20 protein-coding genes and 2 pseudogenes are annotated in these 18,071 nt (G+C 71.9%); 11 read left to right on the top strand and 11 right to left on the bottom strand.

What is annotated here, in order from left to right:
* Window positions 1–170 precede the first annotated feature (170 nt).
* Window positions 171–611, bottom strand: coding sequence for a tautomerase family protein (locus tag IE241_RS27220; protein ID WP_190024484.1), 441 nt, complete (start codon window positions 609–611; stop codon window positions 171–173).
* 118 nt (window positions 612–729) lie between these two features.
* Between IE241_RS27220 and IE241_RS27225 the strand changes: the two genes are divergently transcribed.
* The 3 genes from IE241_RS27225 (at window position 730) to IE241_RS27235 (ending at window position 3,668) form a co-directional block, all read left to right on the top strand.
* Window positions 730–1,665: a LysR family transcriptional regulator gene (locus tag IE241_RS27225; protein ID WP_190024485.1), complete on the top strand. Its 936-nt coding sequence runs from the start codon at window positions 730–732 to the stop codon at window positions 1,663–1,665.
* Window positions 1,666–1,857: 192 nt separating this feature from the next.
* A complete protein-coding gene (locus IE241_RS27230) occupies window positions 1,858–2,760 on the top strand; it encodes a pseudouridine-5'-phosphate glycosidase (protein WP_190024516.1) in 903 nt (300 codons plus the stop codon).
* Window positions 2,757–3,668: a carbohydrate kinase family protein gene (locus IE241_RS27235; RefSeq protein ID WP_190024486.1), complete on the top strand. Its 912-nt coding sequence runs from the start codon at window positions 2,757–2,759 to the stop codon at window positions 3,666–3,668. Before IE241_RS27230 ends, IE241_RS27235 begins: the two co-directional genes overlap by 4 nt.
* Before the next feature lie 85 nt (window positions 3,669–3,753).
* On the opposite strand, the gene IE241_RS34680 is transcribed toward IE241_RS27235, so the two are convergent.
* Together IE241_RS34680 and IE241_RS34685 are read right to left on the bottom strand one after the other, a co-directional pair.
* Window positions 3,754–4,209 carry a CoA transferase gene (locus tag IE241_RS34680; protein WP_190024487.1) on the bottom strand — a complete coding sequence of 152 codons (456 nt, stop codon included), beginning with the start codon at window positions 4,207–4,209 and terminating at the stop codon, window positions 3,754–3,756.
* Complete coding sequence (locus tag IE241_RS34685) at window positions 4,113–4,916, bottom strand: CaiB/BaiF CoA transferase family protein (RefSeq protein ID WP_190024488.1); 804 nt, start codon at window positions 4,914–4,916, stop codon at window positions 4,113–4,115. The genes IE241_RS34680 and IE241_RS34685 overlap by 97 nt, the downstream gene beginning before the upstream one ends.
* A 262-nt stretch (window positions 4,917–5,178) precedes the next feature.
* On the opposite strand from IE241_RS34685, the gene IE241_RS35035 reads away from it, so the two are divergent.
* Complete coding sequence (locus IE241_RS35035; RefSeq protein WP_190024489.1) at window positions 5,179–5,301, top strand: SapB/AmfS family lanthipeptide; 123 nt, start codon at window positions 5,179–5,181, stop codon at window positions 5,299–5,301.
* A gap of 63 nt (window positions 5,302–5,364) precedes the next feature.
* Here the strand turns inward: IE241_RS35035 and IE241_RS27255 are convergent, their stop codons facing one another.
* Window positions 5,365–6,201, bottom strand: coding sequence for a helix-turn-helix transcriptional regulator (locus IE241_RS27255; RefSeq protein ID WP_190024490.1), 837 nt, complete (start codon window positions 6,199–6,201; stop codon window positions 5,365–5,367).
* Window positions 6,202–6,357: 156 nt separating this feature from the next.
* Between IE241_RS27255 and IE241_RS27260 the strand changes: the two genes are divergently transcribed.
* A complete protein-coding gene (locus IE241_RS27260) occupies window positions 6,358–7,467 on the top strand; it encodes an alkene reductase (RefSeq protein WP_229899878.1) in 1,110 nt (369 codons plus the stop codon).
* Between the two features lie 254 nt (window positions 7,468–7,721).
* Window positions 7,722–7,856 carry a hypothetical protein gene (locus tag IE241_RS34690; protein ID WP_268254431.1) on the top strand — a complete coding sequence of 45 codons (135 nt, stop codon included), beginning with the start codon at window positions 7,722–7,724 and terminating at the stop codon, window positions 7,854–7,856.
* 392 nt (window positions 7,857–8,248) lie between these two features.
* Here IE241_RS34690 and IE241_RS34375 read toward each other — a convergent pair.
* Both IE241_RS34375 and IE241_RS27265 read right to left on the bottom strand, forming a co-directional pair.
* A pseudogene (locus tag IE241_RS34375) lies at window positions 8,249–8,426 on the bottom strand (transposase family protein); the annotation flags it as partial.
* 133 nt (window positions 8,427–8,559) lie between these two features.
* Window positions 8,560–9,234, bottom strand: a complete 675-nt coding sequence (locus IE241_RS27265) for a hypothetical protein (RefSeq protein ID WP_190024491.1) — start codon at window positions 9,232–9,234, stop codon at window positions 8,560–8,562.
* A gap of 147 nt (window positions 9,235–9,381) precedes the next feature.
* Between IE241_RS27265 and IE241_RS27270 the strand changes: the two genes are divergently transcribed.
* Window positions 9,382–10,407: a hypothetical protein gene (locus tag IE241_RS27270; RefSeq protein WP_190024492.1), complete on the top strand. Its 1,026-nt coding sequence runs from the start codon at window positions 9,382–9,384 to the stop codon at window positions 10,405–10,407.
* Window positions 10,408–10,417: 10 nt separating this feature from the next.
* Here IE241_RS27270 and IE241_RS27275 read toward each other — a convergent pair whose 3' ends face one another.
* Both IE241_RS27275 and IE241_RS27280 read right to left on the bottom strand, forming a co-directional pair.
* A complete protein-coding gene (locus tag IE241_RS27275) occupies window positions 10,418–11,506 on the bottom strand; it encodes a sulfotransferase family protein (RefSeq protein ID WP_190024493.1) in 1,089 nt (362 codons plus the stop codon).
* 6 nt (window positions 11,507–11,512) lie between these two features.
* Window positions 11,513–12,952 (bottom strand): tetratricopeptide repeat protein, encoded by a 1,440-nt coding sequence (locus tag IE241_RS27280; RefSeq protein ID WP_190024494.1) that lies wholly within the window; start codon window positions 12,950–12,952, stop codon window positions 11,513–11,515.
* 301 nt (window positions 12,953–13,253) lie between these two features.
* Between IE241_RS27280 and IE241_RS27285 the strand changes: the two genes are divergently transcribed.
* Window positions 13,254–13,742: a glutathione peroxidase gene (locus tag IE241_RS27285; RefSeq protein ID WP_190024495.1), complete on the top strand. Its 489-nt coding sequence runs from the start codon at window positions 13,254–13,256 to the stop codon at window positions 13,740–13,742.
* 90 nt (window positions 13,743–13,832) lie between these two features.
* Here the strand turns inward: IE241_RS27285 and IE241_RS27290 are convergent, their stop codons facing one another.
* Entirely contained in the window at window positions 13,833–14,897 is a 1,065-nt protein-coding gene (locus IE241_RS27290; RefSeq protein ID WP_190024496.1) for an aldo/keto reductase, read from the bottom strand.
* A 129-nt stretch (window positions 14,898–15,026) separates the two neighbouring features.
* On the opposite strand from IE241_RS27290, the gene IE241_RS27295 reads away from it, so the two are divergent.
* On the top strand, window positions 15,027–15,680 hold the full coding sequence (locus IE241_RS27295; protein WP_190024497.1) for a TetR/AcrR family transcriptional regulator: 654 nt from the start codon (window positions 15,027–15,029) through the stop codon (window positions 15,678–15,680).
* 119 nt (window positions 15,681–15,799) lie between these two features.
* The gene (locus IE241_RS27300) at window positions 15,800–16,267 is read left to right on the top strand and encodes a hypothetical protein (RefSeq protein WP_190024498.1); all 468 of its coding nucleotides are present in this window, start codon (window positions 15,800–15,802) and stop codon (window positions 16,265–16,267) included.
* Between the two features lie 116 nt (window positions 16,268–16,383).
* Here the strand turns inward: IE241_RS27300 and IE241_RS27305 are convergent, their stop codons facing one another.
* On the bottom strand, window positions 16,384–16,599 hold the full coding sequence (locus IE241_RS27305) for a bacteriocin immunity protein (RefSeq protein WP_190024499.1): 216 nt from the start codon (window positions 16,597–16,599) through the stop codon (window positions 16,384–16,386).
* 176 nt (window positions 16,600–16,775) lie between these two features.
* Between IE241_RS27305 and IE241_RS27310 the strand changes: the two genes are divergently transcribed.
* Window positions 16,776–17,882 (top strand): PP2C family protein-serine/threonine phosphatase, encoded by a 1,107-nt coding sequence (locus IE241_RS27310; protein WP_190024500.1) that lies wholly within the window; start codon window positions 16,776–16,778, stop codon window positions 17,880–17,882.
* A 78-nt stretch (window positions 17,883–17,960) separates the two neighbouring features.
* Here IE241_RS27310 and IE241_RS27315 read toward each other — a convergent pair.
* Window positions 17,961–18,071, bottom strand: a pseudogene (locus IE241_RS27315) (transglycosylase SLT domain-containing protein); the annotation flags it as partial.

Genomic DNA, 18,071 nt, shown 5'->3' on the forward strand with positions numbered 1-18,071 from the left:
ATGCGTGCCATGCATGCCGTTCATGCCGTGCGTGTCCTCGGCTCGGTGCCCGCGCCGGGGCCCGGCAGGCCGGGCCAGGCCGCACGCTATAGCCGTTCGCCGGGAAACGGCAGACGCGGGATGGGATCCCTGGAAGTTGGCGGGAATTGGCGGGAACCGACGAGAAGGGTTCAGTGGGCAGTGGCGGGAACGGTGCCAGCAGTGGCAGCCGGAACGTCCCCGGCCTCGCGGGTGCGGTAGTAGTCGAACTGCGTCACTCCCTTGTAGCCGTAGCTCTCGGGGTGCAGTTCGTGCAGTGCGATGCCGGACCGCGGCAGCGGACCGAGAATGTCCGACAACAACTCGCCGGCCTCGGCGATGAAGGCGGCCTTCTCCGCGCTGCTGTTCGTACCGGCGGTGATACTGGCCTCCACGTGCGCGTCACGGCCGCCGGTCAGAGGCTTGCCGTCGACGTAGTAGCTGCCGGCCGAAACCAGGTTGACGTGGACGATGGTGCGCGCGCTCGACTTGTGCAGGACTGACACCGCCAGCCGCGTCAGTCCCTCGGCAAGGGCGCGCTGAGCGTCGGCGGGAAGGTCGGGGTCGGTGACCGTGACCCGGAAGAACGGCATGACTCTCCTCGGTCGTGCTGGGCGTATCGCCGCCGGAGCCGGCGGCACGGACCAAGCCTCACCCGACCTGGCACCATGGATCCAACGCATACATGTCATATACATATGAGGCCGACGCATGACCGTGAACCTTCCCCAGCTGAGGGCTTTCCTCGCCGTCGTCGATGCAGGCGGATTCAGCGCAGCCGCCGCCGATCTGGGGATGAGCCAGTCGGCGGTGTCGCACGCCGTCGCCTCTCTGGAACGCGCACTGTCCGCCCCTCTGCTGGTCCGTTCCACCCCGGTGCGGACCACAGCGCTCGGCGAGCGGGTCCTGCCGCACGCCCGCCTCGCGCTGTCGGCGGCCCGGTCCGTGGAGCACATCGCGGCCGAAGCCGCCGGGGCCATGACCGGCACCGTGCGGCTGGCCGCCACCCCGACGGTCTGTCAGGGGCTGGTCCCCGGCCTGCTCAGGCACTGGCGTGAGGACCAGCCGCGGATCACCGTGCGGGTCTTCGAGGGCGACAGCAGCGAGGTGTCGACGTGGCTGGAGGACGGCACGGCCGATGCCGCCGTGGTGATCGACCCGCCGCCCGGCCCCGGCATCCAGCTCGCCACGGACCGCTACCAGGCGTTGCTGCCCCGGGACCACCCTCTGGCGGGAGAGCCGCGTGTCGACATCCGCGACCTGGAGGACGACCCGTTCCTGATCTCACCCAACGGCTGCGAAGTCCGCATCCGCAGGATCCACGGCCTGGCGGGGCTGGTCTTCGCGCCCACCCACCGGGTACGGGACCTGGCGACTCTGATCAGCATGGTGCAGGCCGGTATCGGCGTGACCGTCCTGTCCGAGGTCTCCCGCTCCCTGATCCCCTCCGACCTGGTCCTGGTGCCGCTGGAGCCCCGGGTCTCGCGCCGCCTCGTACTGACCGGACCGCCTGACCGCCCCTGGCACCCGGCGATCCGTACCCTGGCGGAGTCGGCAGTCGGCCATCTGGCCGAAGCCGCCTCCTCCGCGTCGGCCGTGCCTGCGCAAGGGCCGACCGTGGCCGCTGCAGCCCGCCCTGTCGCCTGAGTCGCACGGGTGCGCTCCTCTTTACCGGATCCTCTTTACCGAATCCCCTTTACTCCTCTTTACCGAATCCGCCGAAGGCTTCCGGTGGCACGGCTCGGGGAAAAGGTCTGTGCATCGAGGATCCGGTGAGCAGCGCCATGCTCGGCGTGACAGGAGGGACCTGCGATGCCAGAAGTGTCCGACGTGTCAGAAATGCTGGTCGTCTCGGACGAGGTGCGCGAGGCGCTGGACCGGAACCGGCCGGTAGTCGCTCTCGAATCGACGATCACCGCGCACGGCCTGCCCAGGCCACGGAACCTGCAGGTGGCGGAGGAGCTGGAGGAGCTCGTACGGGCCGGAGGCGCCGTCCCCGCGACCATTGCGGTGCTGGAGGGGCGGCCCCGTATCGGGCTGGACAAGGCGCAATTGGCGCAGGTGGCGGGCGAGAGCGGGCTCCGCAAGCTCGGACACCGTGATCTGGCACCGGCGGTCGCAGCGGGGGCGAGCGGGGCGACGACGGTGTCCGCGACCGCCTTTCTGGCGGCGCGGGCCGGGATCCGCGTCTTCGCGACGGGCGGCCTGGGCGGTGTCCATCGCGAGTGGGCGCAGACCCAGGACGAGTCGGCGGACCTGCACCTGCTGGCGAAGGTGCGGATCGCCGTGGTCTGCGCAGGCGTGAAATCGGTCCTGGACGTGCCGGCGACCTTGCAGCGCCTGGAGACGCTGGGCGTCGGCGTGCTGGGCTTCCGGACGACGGAGTTCCCGGGCTTCTACCTCAGCAGCTCCGGCGAACCGGTCGACTGGACGGCCGGTTCCGCGGCGGAAGTGGCCGGGGTGCTGCGCGCTCAGGATGCGCTCGGCGGCCCGCCCTCGGCCTTGATCGTCGCGAACCCCGTCCCCGCAGCGGAGCAGCTCGACCCCGCCCTGCACGACCGGGTACTGACGCAGGCGCTGGCAGCGTGTGCGAGCGAGGGTGTCACGGGGCAGGCGGTCACTCCGTTCCTCCTCGACTACCTCGTCCGGAACACCGACGGCGCGTCCTTGGAAGCCAACGTGGCCGCCGTGCGCGGCAATGTGCGCCTTGCGGCCGGGATCGCGACGGCGTACGCCGCATGACCGGCCCCGGCAGCGCGACGCTGCTCGTCGTCGGTGACGTGGTGACGGACGTGGTCGCCCGCCACCGCACGCCCCTCGTCCCCGCGACCGACACCGCGGCCCGTATCGCCACCCTCCCGGGCGGCGCAGGCGCCAACGTGGCCTGCTGGGCCGCCCACTCGGGCGCCCGCGACGTGCGCATCCTGGCCCGCGTCGGCGCGGATGCAGCGGACCTGCACGAGCGCGCGCTGCGCGCAGCCGGTGTCCGCCCGCACCTGGTCGTCGACCCCGGCTCCCCCACGGGGACGGTCATCTCCCTGGTCGGCCCGGACGGTGAACGGACGTTCCTCACCGACAGCGGAGCGGTGCTGCGCCTGTCGGCCGCCGACTGGAGTGACGACTTCCTGGCCGGAGCCGGTCATCTGCACATCTCCGGCTACCTCTTCTTCGCCGACGCGAGCCGTACGGCCGCCCGGCTGGCGCTGGAAGCGGCCCGCGCCCGCTCGGTGCCGGTGAGCATCGACCCGGCCTCCGCCGGTTTCATCGCCGGCTTCGGCGTGGACCGCTTCCTGGCGGCCGTCGCGGGAGCGGACGTGCTCCTGCCCAACCACGACGAGGCCGCGCTCCTCACCGGCCTGCCGGAGCCGGCCGACGCAGCGGCCAAGCTGAGCCGGCACTTCCCTCTCGTGGTCTCCACACTGGGCTCCCGGGGCGCGCTGGTCGCCGCCTCCGGCACGATCGTCGCCCGCGTCCCGGCCGAGCCCGCCACCGCCGTGGACACCACGGGAGCGGGTGACGCCTTCACGGGAGCCTTCCTCGCGGCCCGCTTGGCAGGTCACGACCCGGCCGCGGCCGCGCGCCGGGGCTGCCGCGCCGGCGCCGAAGCAGTCACCCACGTCGGCGCCCGCCCTCTCCTCCCCCTGGGCTGAGTCCTGGCGCGGCGGTACGGGTGGGACGCACTCGGTCGCTCAGTCGCTCGGCCGGCTCGCCTCGGTCGCCTCGGTCGGCACACGGTCAGACGGCGCCCTCGGCCCGCAGACGGTCGATGTCCGCCGCGGAATGGCCCAGTTCCTGCAGGATCTCGGCCGTGTGCTCGCCGAACCCCGGGGCCGGCCGGTCCCGCCGCGGGCCGTCGTGGGCGAAGCCGAAGGCGGCGACCGGTACGGGCGGGTCACCGTCCTGCGCCGGCTGCAGGAACGGCCGGTGCTTCAGCTGCTCCTCGTCCACCGCTTCCGCGAGGGTCCGGACCCGTTCGCCGGGAAGGCCGTGGCGGTGGATCCACTCCTCCCACCAGGCCGCGCTCCGCGTCCGGAAGATCTCGTGCAGGGCGTCACGCATCGCCCCGCTGTGCTTCCGGAGTTCGTCCAGGGTGCTCAGCGCCTCGAACCGGGGGCAGGGGTGTCCCTCGGCGGCGAGCGCCGACCACAGGCGACGGTTCTGGTCCGGCGTCGGGGTGCCCAGGACGAACACGCCGTCCGCCGTCTCGTACGCGCCCAGGCCGCTCTCCTGCACGGCCTCCTCCCGTACGCCGGGGTGGAGTTGCGCGGATACGCCGGGCCCATCAGCATCAAGGCCGTGTCGAACATGGCGCAGTCGATCCGCTGCCCCCGGCCGTCGCGGGCCCGGGCGTACAGCGCGGCGGCTATCGCGAACGCGGCGTTGTACCCGCTCCCGTAGTCGATGAAGGCCACGTCCGGCTTGCGGCCGTCGCAGCGTGCGATGACGCCGGACGCGGCCTGGACCACGTTGTCGTACGCGTTGACCTCGGCCCGGGGGCCGCTCTGGCCGTAGCCGGTCATCGAGCAGTGAATGAGCCTCGGATTGATCGCCGACAGGTCGTCGTACCCCACGCCGAGCCGCTCGAGTGCTCCGGCGCGGTAGTTCTCGACGACCACGTCGGCCGTCCTCACCAAGGACCGGAAGACCTCGCGGCCGCCGGGGGTCTTGAGGTCGAGGGTCATGGCGCGTTTGCCGCCGCCCTGGACCTGGTAGTTGATTCCGCGCAACTGTCTGTTGAGCTCGGGGTCCGGGCCGCGCCCCCGGACGAAGTCGGGCCGGCCCGGCGGCTCGATCTTGATCACGTCCGCGCCGAGCACACCCAGTTGGTAGGCCGCGAACGGGCCGGCCAGCACGTGCGTCAGGTCGAGGACCCGGACACCGGAGAAAGCACGCGACACCGAGGCTCCTTTCAGGAGGCACAGTTCAGGAGGCACAGCCCACCGGTTCCGATCGCCCGGCTGCCTGGACCGACCGGGCCCGGAACCACCCCGCCCCGCAAGGCTCCCCAGACCTTCGCTCCGGGGCAAGGGCACCTTCGCCTTGCGTCATGCAGAACCATGCAGCTTCGGAGTAGCGGGGAACGGCCGGGGACAGCCTCTTCACGGGCCCAGCACGTCGGGCTGGGCCTTCCTGTGACCGGTGCGGAGGGTGGTGGGCCCCGTGATCCTTCTCGACTTGCAGAGCCTTGAGGTTTCCGGTGGAAGCGACGACGCCTTGGGCTTCGGGAGCATCGGCGACAGCGAATTGAGCCTTCTCTTGTGCCACCCGGGGGACGAGGACTGACGGCGGGTTCGCCCGGTGCCGGCGTCTACCCGGTACCGGCGCCGGCGGGCGCTCGCCGGCACGTCACGCGAACTCCCCTGATCCCACGGCAGTGAGCAGAGCCAGGGCCTGGTGGTCGGGGCTGCCCGGCGCGGCGGTGTAGACGACCAGGCGCAGTGCCGAGCCGGTGGCTTCCAGCACGTCGCAGTCGAGCGTCAGGCGTCCGGCCTCGGGATGCTGGACGACCTTGCGCTGCGAGGTGCTCGCGGCGACGTCGGTCCGTGCCCACAGCTCCGCGAAGCGGGAGCTGGCGGAGCGCAGTTCGCCGGCGAGCTCGGGCAGCCGGGGGTCGCCGGGAAAGCGCCCGAGGCTCGCGCGCAGGTCGGCGACGGCGTACGCCTCGAAGTCCGCGGCTTCCGCGGGTGTGCGGATCACTCGTGAGGGACGCCCCGTGAAGTGCCGTCGCAGGACGTTGCGTTCCCCGTCCCGGCCCGTCGCCTCGTCGCCGAGCAGGGCGATCGCCGCCGGGTTGGCGAGGACGACGTTCCAGCCACGGTCCACCACCATCACCGCGGCGTCGTGCAGCCGGTCGATGATCCGCTGCAGTCCCGGTGTGACGTGGGAGGAGGCGACGGCGGGGGCGGGCGGTGCGTGGCCGGCCAGCCGGAACAGATGCTCCCGTTCCGCTTCGGTCAGGCGCAGGGCGCGTGCCAGCGGCCCCAGGACGGAGGCGGACGGCCTTCCCGCGCGGCCCTGTTCGAGCCGGGCCAGGTACTCGACGGAGAGTCCGGCCAGCGTGGCGAGCTCCTGACGGCGCAGCCCGGGCGCGCGGCGGCGCGGACCCGTCGGCAGCCCGGCCTCGGCGGGCGCGAGCCGGTCACGCCATGCGCGCAGGCAGATGCCCAGTTCGGCTTCCTTCATGCCCCTCATTCTGATGGGTCCCGCTCCGCGGAGGCTCCCCGGAGGGTCGCCCTGCCGGTACCAGGATGATCCCGGCCCTCCTACCGGCCGGCCTGCGCTCGCACGATGGCTCCGGAGCGCCGGTATCCGCCGGCCGGGGAACGAGGAGAGCCCACGATGAGCACCATGCCGCCGACCACCCGGGAACCGCTGCTGCGATCCGCGGACCTCGGAGACCTGCAGCTGCCGAACCGGGTGGTGATGGCTCCGCTCACCCGGGCCCGCGCGGCCGACCGCGGCCTGGTGCCGACGGAACTGCACGCCGTCTACTACGGCCAGCGGGCAGGTGCCGGACTGATCGTCACGGAGGGGACCTGGGTGAGCGAGCGCGCGATCGGCTTCGTCAACGTCCCCGGCATCTACAGCGAGCAGCAGGTCGCCGGATGGCGAAGGGTCACCGAGGTCGTGCACGCCCTCGGCGGCCGGATCGTGCTGCAGCTGTGGCACACCGGTGCCGCCTCGCACCCCGATCACCTGCGGGGCGCAGTGCCCGCCGGGCCGTCGGCCGTGAATCCGCACGAGAAGTCCTTCACCCCGGGCGGTTTCAAGGACACCGTCACGCCCCGGGAGATGACCGTCGCGGACATCGAGGAAACGGTCACCGCATACCGGGTGGCCGCGCTGAACGCCTGGCGTGCCGGGTTCGACGGGGTCGAGATCCATGCCGTCGGCCCGTTCCTGATCCCGCAGTTCCTCAATCCGCGGCTGAACCTCCGTTCCGATGCCTACGGAGGCGGCCGCGCCGGCCGCCGGCGCCTGCTGCTGGAGATCACCGACGCGGTGGCCGACGTCTGGGAGGGGCGGCGCGTGGGGGTCCGGCTGTCGCCGTACTGGGCGTCGGGCGGCCGTTTCACGGCCGATGAGGAGACGCTCGCCGACTACGACGCCCTGGTGGCGGAGCTCAACCGCCTCCCGGTGGCCTATCTCCACCTCCGCGGCCGGGACCTGGCCGCGCCGGGCTCCACCCCCGACTTCGAGGCGTTCGCACGGTACCGGCGCCTGTTCGACGGCCCGTTGATCGCGAACCTCGGCTTCGACCACGCGTCGGCGAACGCCGCGATCGGGGCGGGGATCGCCGACGCCGTGTCGTTCGGGACCCACTTCATCGCCAACCCCGACCTCGTCACCCGGTTCGCCCTGGGCCACGATCTGGCGGCCGGCGACCCAGACACGTACTACTCCGGCGGGGCGGGTGGATACGTCGACTACCCCGTGAGCAGCGGGTGAGATGACGTCTGCGGCCACGTCGGCGTCTCTCGCCGGGAAAGGGACTCGCCGACGTTCATCTGCCAAATACCAAGCATTTGGGTGTTACGCCCATAAAGTTACATTGTGCAGTACCAGCGCTGACCTCGGGTCAGCCTGTCACGTCGGGACCTCACCCAGGGGTCTCGGGAGGGGCCGGTTGCGCTGCCACACCCGAGGGCCCTCATAGGGTCTCGCCGGCCGGCGGGTCTCCTGGTCCGAGGAGAGGCGCACACATGGTGCAGCACAGAAGGCCGAAAGCGCCGGTCGACTGGAACCTGGTCCGCAGCGCGGCCCGAGCAGTGACGCCCTGGGTGGAGCTGCTGACGGCCCTCACCGCTCTGGCCCTGGCGATGACCGGCAGGCGCTGACCCGCGGGGCGTATCACCAGTACGCCCCGTGGAGCCAGCTCTTCGGCTTGCCCGTCGCGGGGTCGCCCCCGCGGCGGGCACTCGTGCGTTCGCACCGCGTGTTCCCGGCACGGAAGACGCGACGGCGTGCGTGCCCGTCGCCATCTGTCGGCTGCCCGACGAGCCCACACACTAACGCACGGGACGGGGCACCGCCGGGGACCGCGACACCGTCGGCAGCCACCTGGAGGACACCGGCCGGCACACCGGCAGGCACCGCCCCGCGCATCCGGCCGCCCGGCGGCCCCCGGGCGGGTGAGGCCCGGCGCGCCGGGCCGGTGTGTACGTCAGGCTGCCGGGCCCGGACCGGTTCGGTCCGGGCTCACCAGGCCCACCGGGCTGCGGAGCTGTTCGGCGATGTCCTCGGTGCGGACTGTGGTCTGGTCGTGCATTCTTCCGGGCCGGTCGGCTCCGGACCACAGGGTGCGGCCCCTGGCCGTCACTGACCGTGGTGGTCTTGCACGTGTTCTGCTTCTTCTTCCCGGAGACGAACGCGCAGCGGCCGGGCTGGTGGGGCGAGGGCGGCGGACGTCCCAGTCTTGTCTGGAAAGTGCCGCGACCACCATGGACTCGGCTGATTCGTCCGGCGCGATCAGCGCCATGGAAGCGTCGATGGCATGTTCGTCGAAACGGGCGCGAGACGGCAACTTCGCTCACAACCCCGTCAGTTCAGGGAAGCACTCTCCATCACCTTGTCCACCTCGCCGGCTTCCACGGGCCCGCCCGGCTGGGCGATGCCGAGGAGGAAGGCCGAGCGGCTGTCGTCCACCGCGACGAGGGTCAGGCGGAGATGGCCTGCGCCCCCGGAGCCTTCCGGGCTTCCGGTGCCGTGCTTGCCGTCGCTCACCCTCAGCGCCACCGTGTGCGCGGGCCGGCCGTCGACCGTCGTCGGCCGGGACTCCTCGATCTCCGAGCTTCCGTCGGGATAGAAGAACTCCGCGTTCGAGCGGGCCGCCCGCTCGGCCTGCCGCTGAAGTGCGGGCTGCGGTACGGCCCCGGCCCGGCCGGAGAGGACGGTGCTGCCGCCTTCGCCACCGGTGTCCGTCTTGGTGACCGACGAAGTGAAGGCGCCGATCAGCTTCTGCTGCTCCTCGTGTTTCCACCCCTCGGGTATCGCGTAGGAGAGCCCGGCCGCACCGTCCGTCACCCGGGGCCGGCCGGCGAAGGGCGAGGAGTCCTCGTCACGCGTCAGCCACCACCCGCCGGCGGCCGCGGCGGCCAGCAGCAGGACCAGCGCCGCCACGGCGCCGGCCACCAGCATCCGGCGGTTGCCCGGTCGGCCGGCCGGAGAGGGCGCCGGGGGTGCGGGCGGAAAGGCGAGGTGAGGCGTCGTCGTCATGATCCCATCATCCGGGACCCGGGCGCGTCGGGCCTGAGCACACGTACTCACTCGCATACTCATTCGACCTTGCGGTGCTCGTACGCCAGGAGGCGGCTACGAGACGAGCCGGGAACCGTACCGGACGCAGGCTCCGTCATCCAGGGCATGATCATTACAACCGACCTCGACGTGTCCCGGCTCGCCGCCGCATGGGAGCACATCCGCGACACCTCCCCCGCGGAGGAAGCCGTCCCCCTCGTACTGGACTGCGCCCGCCGGCTCGCCGCCGACCCCGGCGGGGAGGAGGCCCGTATATGGGTGTCCGGACTGGTGGCGATGTCGGGCTACCTCGCCTGGCGTCCCGAGCAGGAGGCCGAGCGTGCCGCCCTCGACGCCCTCCGGGCCGCGGTCGAGGCGCTGGGCGGCCGGCCCTGCTCGCACGAGCGCCACCCGTACGAGGCCGAGATGGACTCGCTGGAGGACGAGATCTGGAACGGTGACACCGGGCTGCTGACCGGCAGGCTCGCAGCGCCGGACACCGACGCCGGCGGCAACGCCGACGACCCCGAGCGGGTGCTGTGCCCGGGCAACGTCGCAGGGTGGGCGCGGCTCGCCGCGGACGTGATCGCCCCGTTGACCGTCCGCCGGATCCCCGTGGGCGCGCCCAAGTACCACCACAGTTGCATCAGCACCCTCTCGGGGATCGTGAACGACTATCCCTACGGCGATCCGCACGAGGACCTCAAGGACGAGGCCGCCTGCCTTCCCTCCCGGCCGACCCGCGGAGTGCTGGCCGGCTACCTCGTGACCATGAACGCGACCTGCTGGTACGCGACGTCGGAGAGGATCACGGACCGTTCGGTGCTGGACGCGATGATCAAGGGAGTCGAGGAAGCCGTTGCGTTGCTGGAAGACCGTCCGTGCACGCACGGCCCCGGCGAGCACCCCGACACCCGCGATCCGGACTACACGAACCAGGTCGGCTACTTCCTGCGCAGCCCCGGCGGCCGGGCCGAGATCGCCGAGTACTACGGGTGGAACGAGGAGGACGAGGCGGACCAGGAGGACGAGCCCCTGGACGCGTGGGTGTGCCCCGACTTCCTGCGCGACCTGGCAGAGGACACTCTCGTCGAGCTGTCGAGCGGCCTGAGGGCGTTCGAGCCGGCGCACGCCGGGGCGCCGGAGAACTGACCCCCGGTCCTCAACCGTCCACGCGGAGACGGTCCGCGCGGAGACGGTCCTGCGCCTTGCCCTGCTCCAAGGCGTGGACGCCGGGGGCGCAGCTCTCCCTCAGTTCGTCGAGTTCGGCGGCTGTCAGCCTCTGCGCGGAGCCGCGCCGGCTGTGGTCGAGCAGTGCGCATCCGGTGTCCAGCCACTGCGGGAGGGGGTCGGCGCCGACGAATGCGGCGAGGCGGGTCAGCTCCTCGCGCGGGGCGTCGAGGAGGTCTTCGTAGGCGAGGGTGGTGCGCTGGTCCGCGGGTAAGGGGCCGAGGAATTCCATGCCCTGGATGACGAGGTCCGACCACAGCGTGCCGAACGTCCGCAGGGGAAGGGGACGGTCCCGTACGAGTGCCGGATCGAAGCGGTCGCCGAGCAGCGGCGCCAGGTCCGCCGGCAGTGAGCGCACATGCTCGTCGGTCAGGTCGGCGAGGCTTGCGACGCCGGCCCGTGCCTTGATCTCGCGCAGCAGGGAGATCGTGCGGAATCCGGGGTGGCGGCTCATGGACAGGGCGCAGTCCGGGCCGTCCCTGAACATGTGCACGAACCGTGCGTGCGGGAAGGCGGCCCGCAGCCGGGGCACCCAGCCCGTCGAGTATCCGGAGCGCTCCACGACGGCCGTGCGCCCGAAGCGCGCACAGAGCAGGCCGAACAGCGCCAGGTGATGCTCGGCGGCGGTGCGCTCGGGCCAGTGGACGACCGATTCCCCCAGCTCGTCGAGGAGTCCGTCCGGGTCGTCGGTGAGGTGGGGCAGCACCATGAGGGACAGCGCGGGGATGCCGGTGGTCTCCGGCGCGTACCGTCCGGGGCGGCGCGTGTAGAGGAATTCCGGGAGCGGCAGCCCGCTGCGGATCATTCGCTCGTACCGTGGCACAGGGCCGGCCAGCGGCTGCCAGAACTCCTCGCCGGTCACCTTCCCTTCGGGGAAGGCGGTGTCGCCCACCGAGGCCATGAACTCGTTGAGGCTGAGGACGCGCGGGTGGGCGTTGACGATACGGGACAACGCGGTCGATCCGCTGCGGCCCGTACCGACGACGAAGGTCAGGGGGCGCGCGGCCGCTTCGGCGGTCACTGCGGCTCAGGCCCCGGCCGCTGCCGTCGCCTGTTCCGCGGCTCGCCGCCGCGCCGCGCCGGCTCCCGCCGTATCGCCGAGCCGGTCGGCGAGCCGGGCCTGCGCGCCCCAGTTGTACGGGCACAGGGGCCGTACGTGGATGCGTTCGCTCAGCAGCGTGCGCGCGATGTCGTGCTGCCCGCTGCGCACCGCCGCCTCCACCAGGGTCCGCTGGACGGCGTCCCGCTGCGCGTGGCTGCCCCCGAAGGTCTGAAGACGGTGCCGGATCGGGAGGAGGAGACCGACGGCCTCGTCGTACCGGCGCTTGCCGTAGGCGACGAGCGCCCGGCACACCGGCAGGCCGACCTCGGCGGTCATCTGCAGGTTGGACGGGCCGTGCAAGCCGGGCAGGCCGGGCAGGCCGGGCAGGCCGGGCAGGCCGGACGTGTGCTGCCCCGCCGCCTGCCGCACCCAGGCCTCCCGGTCCCGGATCAGGCCCTCGGCCTCGGCCATCCGCTCCGCCCCGACGTGGGCCATGACGGCGTGCGCGTCGTTGAAGGCGTAGTAGGCGCCGTCCTGCCGTGCCGCCCAGGCGTCGGAGAGTGCTTTCCAGCGGTCACCGGTGTCGGTGCCGGCCAGGTGGAGCCGCCAGAGCAGGGACGCCGCGTCCAGCATCTCCATGGCCAGCCCGGCGGACTCCTCGTTGTGCAGGACGGCGTCGTAGACGTCGAGGACCCGGTCGGTGCGGTCCGCCTCCAGGTGGTACAGGGCGTAGTGCCACCAGTTGTGCACGTTGAGGTAGTTGCCGTCCGCCCAGTCGGCCTTCCGTTCGTTCAGATAGCGGATCCCGTCCGCGAACCGCCCCGTCATCTCGTAGGCGTGCACGACGGCATGGATCCCCCACACGTCGCGGGCGTTGCGCTCGACGGCGGCCAGGCCCGCCTGCTCCGACTGTGCGTAGTGGCCCGCCTCCTCAAGGCCGAACGCGTACATGCCGAGCAGCAGGCCGTAGTGCGGGTCGTCCTCGTCCCAGGCGGACAGCGCCCCGCCGATGCGGTCGCGCAGCAGCAGGGCGTTGCCGGTGAAGAAGTCGGTCTGATGGCCCACCGCCAGGGCCAGGGCGTCCCGCGGGTGGGTCACGTGGAGTTCGCCGAGCACACGGCCGGCTCCCGGGATGTCACCGTTCAGCCAGGACGAGGCGGCCTCGATGTGCATCCGCTCCCGCTGAGTCGCCTCCGAGAGGCGCACGCCCCGGCGGAACTCCTCGAACGCCTTCCGGGCCGCTGCCGCGTCCTTCTCCTCCGTGCCCAGCAGACCGAGGTACGCCAGGAGGACGTTCCCCATGACCGAGCGCGGCGAGTCGGTGACCACCGCCTCCGCCTCGGCGGTGACCTGAGGGCGGAAGAACAGCAGGCAGTCCAGCGCCTTCTCGTAGTGCCGCACCGCATCGGTGCTGGTGAACGTCATTGCCTGAGCATGCCGGTCCGATCCCACTCCAGGTCCTCCCGCTCGGCCGCCGTGACAGCGCCGCCCGCCCGGACGGACGGACCGGACGCCGCGGCAGCAGTACATGCCTGCCCGGTCCTGCGGGCCGGGACGCATGATCGCGGGGTTGTCGTGAACCACGGCCCGTGCCGACCGCCGCCGGCAATGCTGCCACCGGGCCCCGGGAGTTCGTCCCGCTGGAGGCATACTGGCCCACAGGTAAGTCGACCTGATCACCCAGAAGCCGAGCAGATCCAAGCCGAGCAGAACCCAAGGAGCCATCGTGTCCATCCACGACGTGGAGATCGGCGCCCTCCAGGGCGGCCCCGCGAATCTCGCGCAGTACCGCGGCAAGGCCGTCCTGGTCGTGAACGTCGCCTCGAAGTGCGGCCTGACACCGCAGTACGCGGCGCTGGAGAAGCTGCACGAGGCCTACGCGCCGCGCGGCTTCACGGTGCTGGGCGTGCCGTGCAACCAGTTCATGGGCCAGGAGCCCGGCTCCGCCGAGGAGATCGCCTCCTTCTGCTCGGCCACCTACGGCGTGACCTTCCCCATGACGGAGAAGACCGACGTCAACGGCGAGCAGCGGCACCCCCTGTACGCCGCCCTGGTGGACACGGCGGACGCCGAGGGTCACACCGGCGACATCCGCTGGAACTTCGAGAAGTTCCTCATCGCCCCCGACGGCAGCGTCGCCGCCCGCTTCAGCCCTCGGACCGAGCCCGACGCCCCTGAGGTCGTCTCGGCCGTCGAGGGCGCCCTGCCCGCCTGACGCCTTTCACCATCTGCTCGTCGCCGGCGGGGGCGTCGCGCTGCCGTGCCGTGCCGTCCACGGCACGGCACGGCGGGCCCGGCCGCTTTCCTACGCCTCGCTGCCCGCTGCCTCCATACGCCGGACCGGGTGCGGGTTCAGGCGGGCGAAGCCTTCCTGGCGCTCGTAGGGGAAGTAGGGGTACGGCGCGGTCGTGGCGCTCGCGGCGTCGAGCCTCGCCACCTGATCGGCGGTCAGGTTCCACCCGACCGCGCCGAGGTTCTGCCGCAGCTGCGCCTCGTTGCGGGCGCCGATGATGACGGAGGAGACCGTCGGGCGCTGCAGCAGCCAGTTGAGGGCGATCTGCGGCACGGTCTTGCCGGTTTCGCGGGCGATCTCGTCGAGGGCGTCGACGACGCGGAACAGGAGGTCGTCGTCCACGGGAGGGCCGTAGTCCGCGGTGGCGTGCAGACGGCTGCCGGCCGGCAGCGGCTGGTCCCGGCGGATCTTGCCGGTGAGGCGTCCCCAGCCCAGGGGGCTCCAGACGACGGCGCCGACGCCCTGGTCGAGGCCGAGCGGCATGAGCTCCCACTCGTAGTCGCGGCCTATGAGGGAGTAGTAGACCTGGTGCGCGGCGTAGCGCTGGTAGCCGTGCTTGTCGGCGGTGTCGAGGGACTTCATCAGCTGCCAGCCGGCGAAGTTGGAAACGCCCGTGTAGCGGAGCTTCCCTGCCCGTACGAGGTCGTCGAGGGTGGAGAGGACTTCCTGGACGGGGGTGCCCGCGTCGAAGGCGTGGAGCTGGAAGAGGTCGATGTAGTCGGTGCCGAGGCGGCGCAGGGCGTCGTCGACGGCCTTGATGAGGCGTGAGCGGGAGGTTCCCGCGTCCGCCGGGCCGTCGCCCATCGGCAGCCCCGCCTTGGTGGAGAGGATGACCTCGTCGCGCCGGCCCTTGATGGCGGCGCCGAGGACCTCTTCCGAAGCGCCGGCGGAGTACACGTCGGCGGTGTCGAACATGTTGAGGCCGGCCTCGAGGCAGATGTCGATGAGGCGGCGTGCCTCCTCGGCGTCGGTGGTGCCCCAGGCGCCGAAGAGCTCCCCGCGCCCGCCGAACGTGCCTGCGCCCATGCTCAGCGCCGGAACCATCAGCCCTGAAGCGCCCAGTCGTCGGAATTCCACAGCGGTTCCCTTCCCCTCGTGCCGTCCAGCGCCGTGGGTGCGGGACGACAACGCTACCGGGACTTCCGTCCCGTTAATATGGCTCTACCGTAGCAGGAGTCGAGCCACTAATGGAATAGGAGTCCCGTTATGGAGTCGTCCAGGAGCGCGGATCCGGGAACCGTGCGTCCGGGCGGGCGCACCGCCCGCGTGCGTGCGGCCGTCCTGCAGGCCGCCGGAGACGCACTGGCCGAGGGCGGGTTCTCCGGCCTCGACCTCGCCGACGTGGCCCGCCGCGCGGACGTCGGCAGGACGACCGTGTACCGCCGCTGGGGCACGCCGGCGGGCCTCGCCGCCGACGTGCTCGCGGACATGGCCGAGCAGTCCCTCCCGCGCGCCCGTACGGGCACGCTCCTGGGCGACCTGCGCGCCAATGCCCGCCTCGTGCAGCGCACACTGGCCGACCCGCGCCAGGGAGCGCTCTTCAAGGCGGTGATCGCCGCAGCGACCTGCAACGACGAGGCGGCGGCGGCCCTCCGTCTCTTCTACGACACCCGTGTCGCGGAGTGGGAGCCCTGCGTCCGGGAAGCCGTCGAGCGAGGTGAGCTGCCCGAGGGGACCGACACCCGCGAGGTCGTCCGGGCCGTCTCCGCTCCCCTCTACTACCGCCTGCTGACCACCGGCGAGGCGCTCGACGAGGCGGCGGCGGACCGTGCGGCTGCGGCCGCGGTCGCAGCCGCACAGGCGGGGGCCTTCGTCACGGCCGTCACGGCCGTGACGGCTGACACTCCGGCCAAACAGTGAAACGAACGCGTCATCGCGAGGTGAACAGCGGCTTCCGGTGCATGAGTGGTGAAAGGGTCCGGAGCGGTCCCCCGCCCGTGGGGCACCGGTGGATGCACCACTCGTCGAAAGGATCTTTCGTGAGTAAGAGGACCACCACACTGCTGGCAGCCGCCGCCCTCTCCGTCGTCGCCCTCGCCGGGCAGGCCGCGGCCGCGGAGGCCTCGGGCCATGCCGCCCCGGCCGCTGCGACCGCGGCGGCGAAGCCGGGTGTCCCGGCCACCCGCACCGTCCACGCTCCGTTCACCCTCGAGCGCAACCAGTCGCTGGCCTCCGACACCGCCCGCCTGGTCATGCAGTCCGACGGCAACCTCGTCATCTACGACGAGTTCGGCAGAGCCCGCTGGTCCACGGGAACCGTCGGCCAGGGATGGAGAGCCGCGTTCCAGGAGGACGGCAACTTCGTGGTGTACACCCGCTCGGGCAAGGCCGTCTGGTCGTCCAGGACGGCCGGACACCCGGGCTCGCGCCTGGTCGTGCAGGACGACGGCAACGTCGTCATCTACGACGGCAGCCAGGCGATCTGGGCCTCCGGCACGAACCACTGATTCCGACCGGTACGGCAGCCGGGCCCGGCCGGGGCCCGGCTGCACGGCACGCACCGAAGGCGGCGGCCCCGCGGCCGGCAGAGCCTCGTAGCCCGGTTTCACCCGACAGCCCTGTTTCACAGGGCGATCGGCCGGTACTCCAGAGCCCGGTCCACCACTTCCTCGGCGGAGAGCTCACGCCCCCGCGGCCAGAAGATCAGGTCGGTGACGTAGCCGGACGGGCAGGCCAGGCCCCTGTCGAGCAGCTCCGCCAGGCGATCCCCCTCGGCCTCCGTCGCGTAGTCCGCGTCCATGACGCGCTGTACGAGGCCGACGGCCTCCTGCCGATCCATGTCCCGTCCCCTTCCGTGCGCACTCACCGGGCTTCTCTTCCCTTTGGGAGACATGATCGCCGGAGCGCGGATTCCGGGCCGACCCCGTTGACTCCAGGCGACTCCCAGCAGACGGCTGCGCATCCGGCCCGTGTCGCAGGAGCCGCGGAGCGGGGGTGGGGAGGTAAGCAAGGGACATGCGCATTCAGTTCCCTCCGGCAGAGCCCGGCCTCTCGGGGCGCCGGCGCGTGCTGATTGCCGCCCCTTTGGGGCTCATCGCCGCCATCATGGCGGCCGACCTGCTGACCGGCCCCGACATCCACCTCGGCCCCCTGCTGGTCGCAGCCCCCGCCCTCACCGCGACCTTCGGCAGCACACGGCTGACCGCCTTCATCGGCGCCCTGGCGGTGGGCGCCCAGATCGCCCTCGGGTTCATCTTCGGCCGGACCACGACCGCCGATCACCAGACGCAGACCGCAGCCCTGTTCCTGGCCGTCTGCTTCATCGTCGCCTTCCGCGCCGTGCGCCGACGCCACGAGCGGGCACTGGACCGGGCCAGATGGGTCGCCAATGTCGCACAGAGAGTCCTGCTCAAGCCCCTCCCCTCCCGCCTCGGGCCCCTGGAGCTGGTCTCGGAGTACGCGGCGGCCGAGGCCGAGGCGCAGATCGGCGGAGACCTCTACGCGGCCGCCCGCGCCCGCGACGCGACCCGCGTCATGATCGGTGACTGCCGCGGCAAAGGACTGACCGCCGTCGGGGACGCCGCCCTGCTCCTGGGCGCCTTCCGCGCCGCCGCCCACCGCTTCCCGCCCCTCCCCCGCCTCGTCGCCCACCTGCACAACACCGTCTACTGGGACGCGGAGCAGCCCGCCGACGAGCTCGCGGTCGGCGAGAGCTTCGTGACGGCGGCCGTGCTGGAGATCCCCGACGATCAGCCCCTGGTGCAGGTCATCAGCTGCGGCCATCCACCGCCACTGATCGTCCGCGACGGCGAGGTCGTCACTCTGGCGGTCTCCGAGCCGAACCTGCCCCTCGGCCTGGGCACACCCACGACGCAGGACGACTACGAAGCCGAGGTCTTCGCCTTCCGTGAAGGCGATCTTCTCCTGCTCTACACCGACGGGGTCATCGAAGCCCGCGATCCCCACGGCACCTTCTACCCCCTCGCCGAGCGCCTGGCCGCCTGGAACGAACGCGAACCACGGCGCCTGATCCAGCGCATCCGCCAGGACCTGCTCACGCATGCCGGCGGGTCCCTCGACGACGACGTCGCCATGGTCGCCATCCGGCGCAGCCCTGCGTAAACGCCCCGGGTATGCGGGGAGGGCGGTGGCGCCCCGCTGGTGTGGGGTGCCACCGCCCTCGGCAGTGTGTGGTGCTGATCAGTACGCGGAGTTGACGTTGTCCATCGAGCCGTACTTGTCGGCCGCGTAGTTGCAGGCGGCGGTGATGTTGGCGACCGGGTCGTAGATGTCCCAGGACGTGCCCTCGAC

Source organism: Streptomyces hiroshimensis, from assembly GCF_014650335.1.
Classification (GTDB): domain Bacteria; phylum Actinomycetota; class Actinomycetes; order Streptomycetales; family Streptomycetaceae; genus Streptomyces; species Streptomyces hiroshimensis.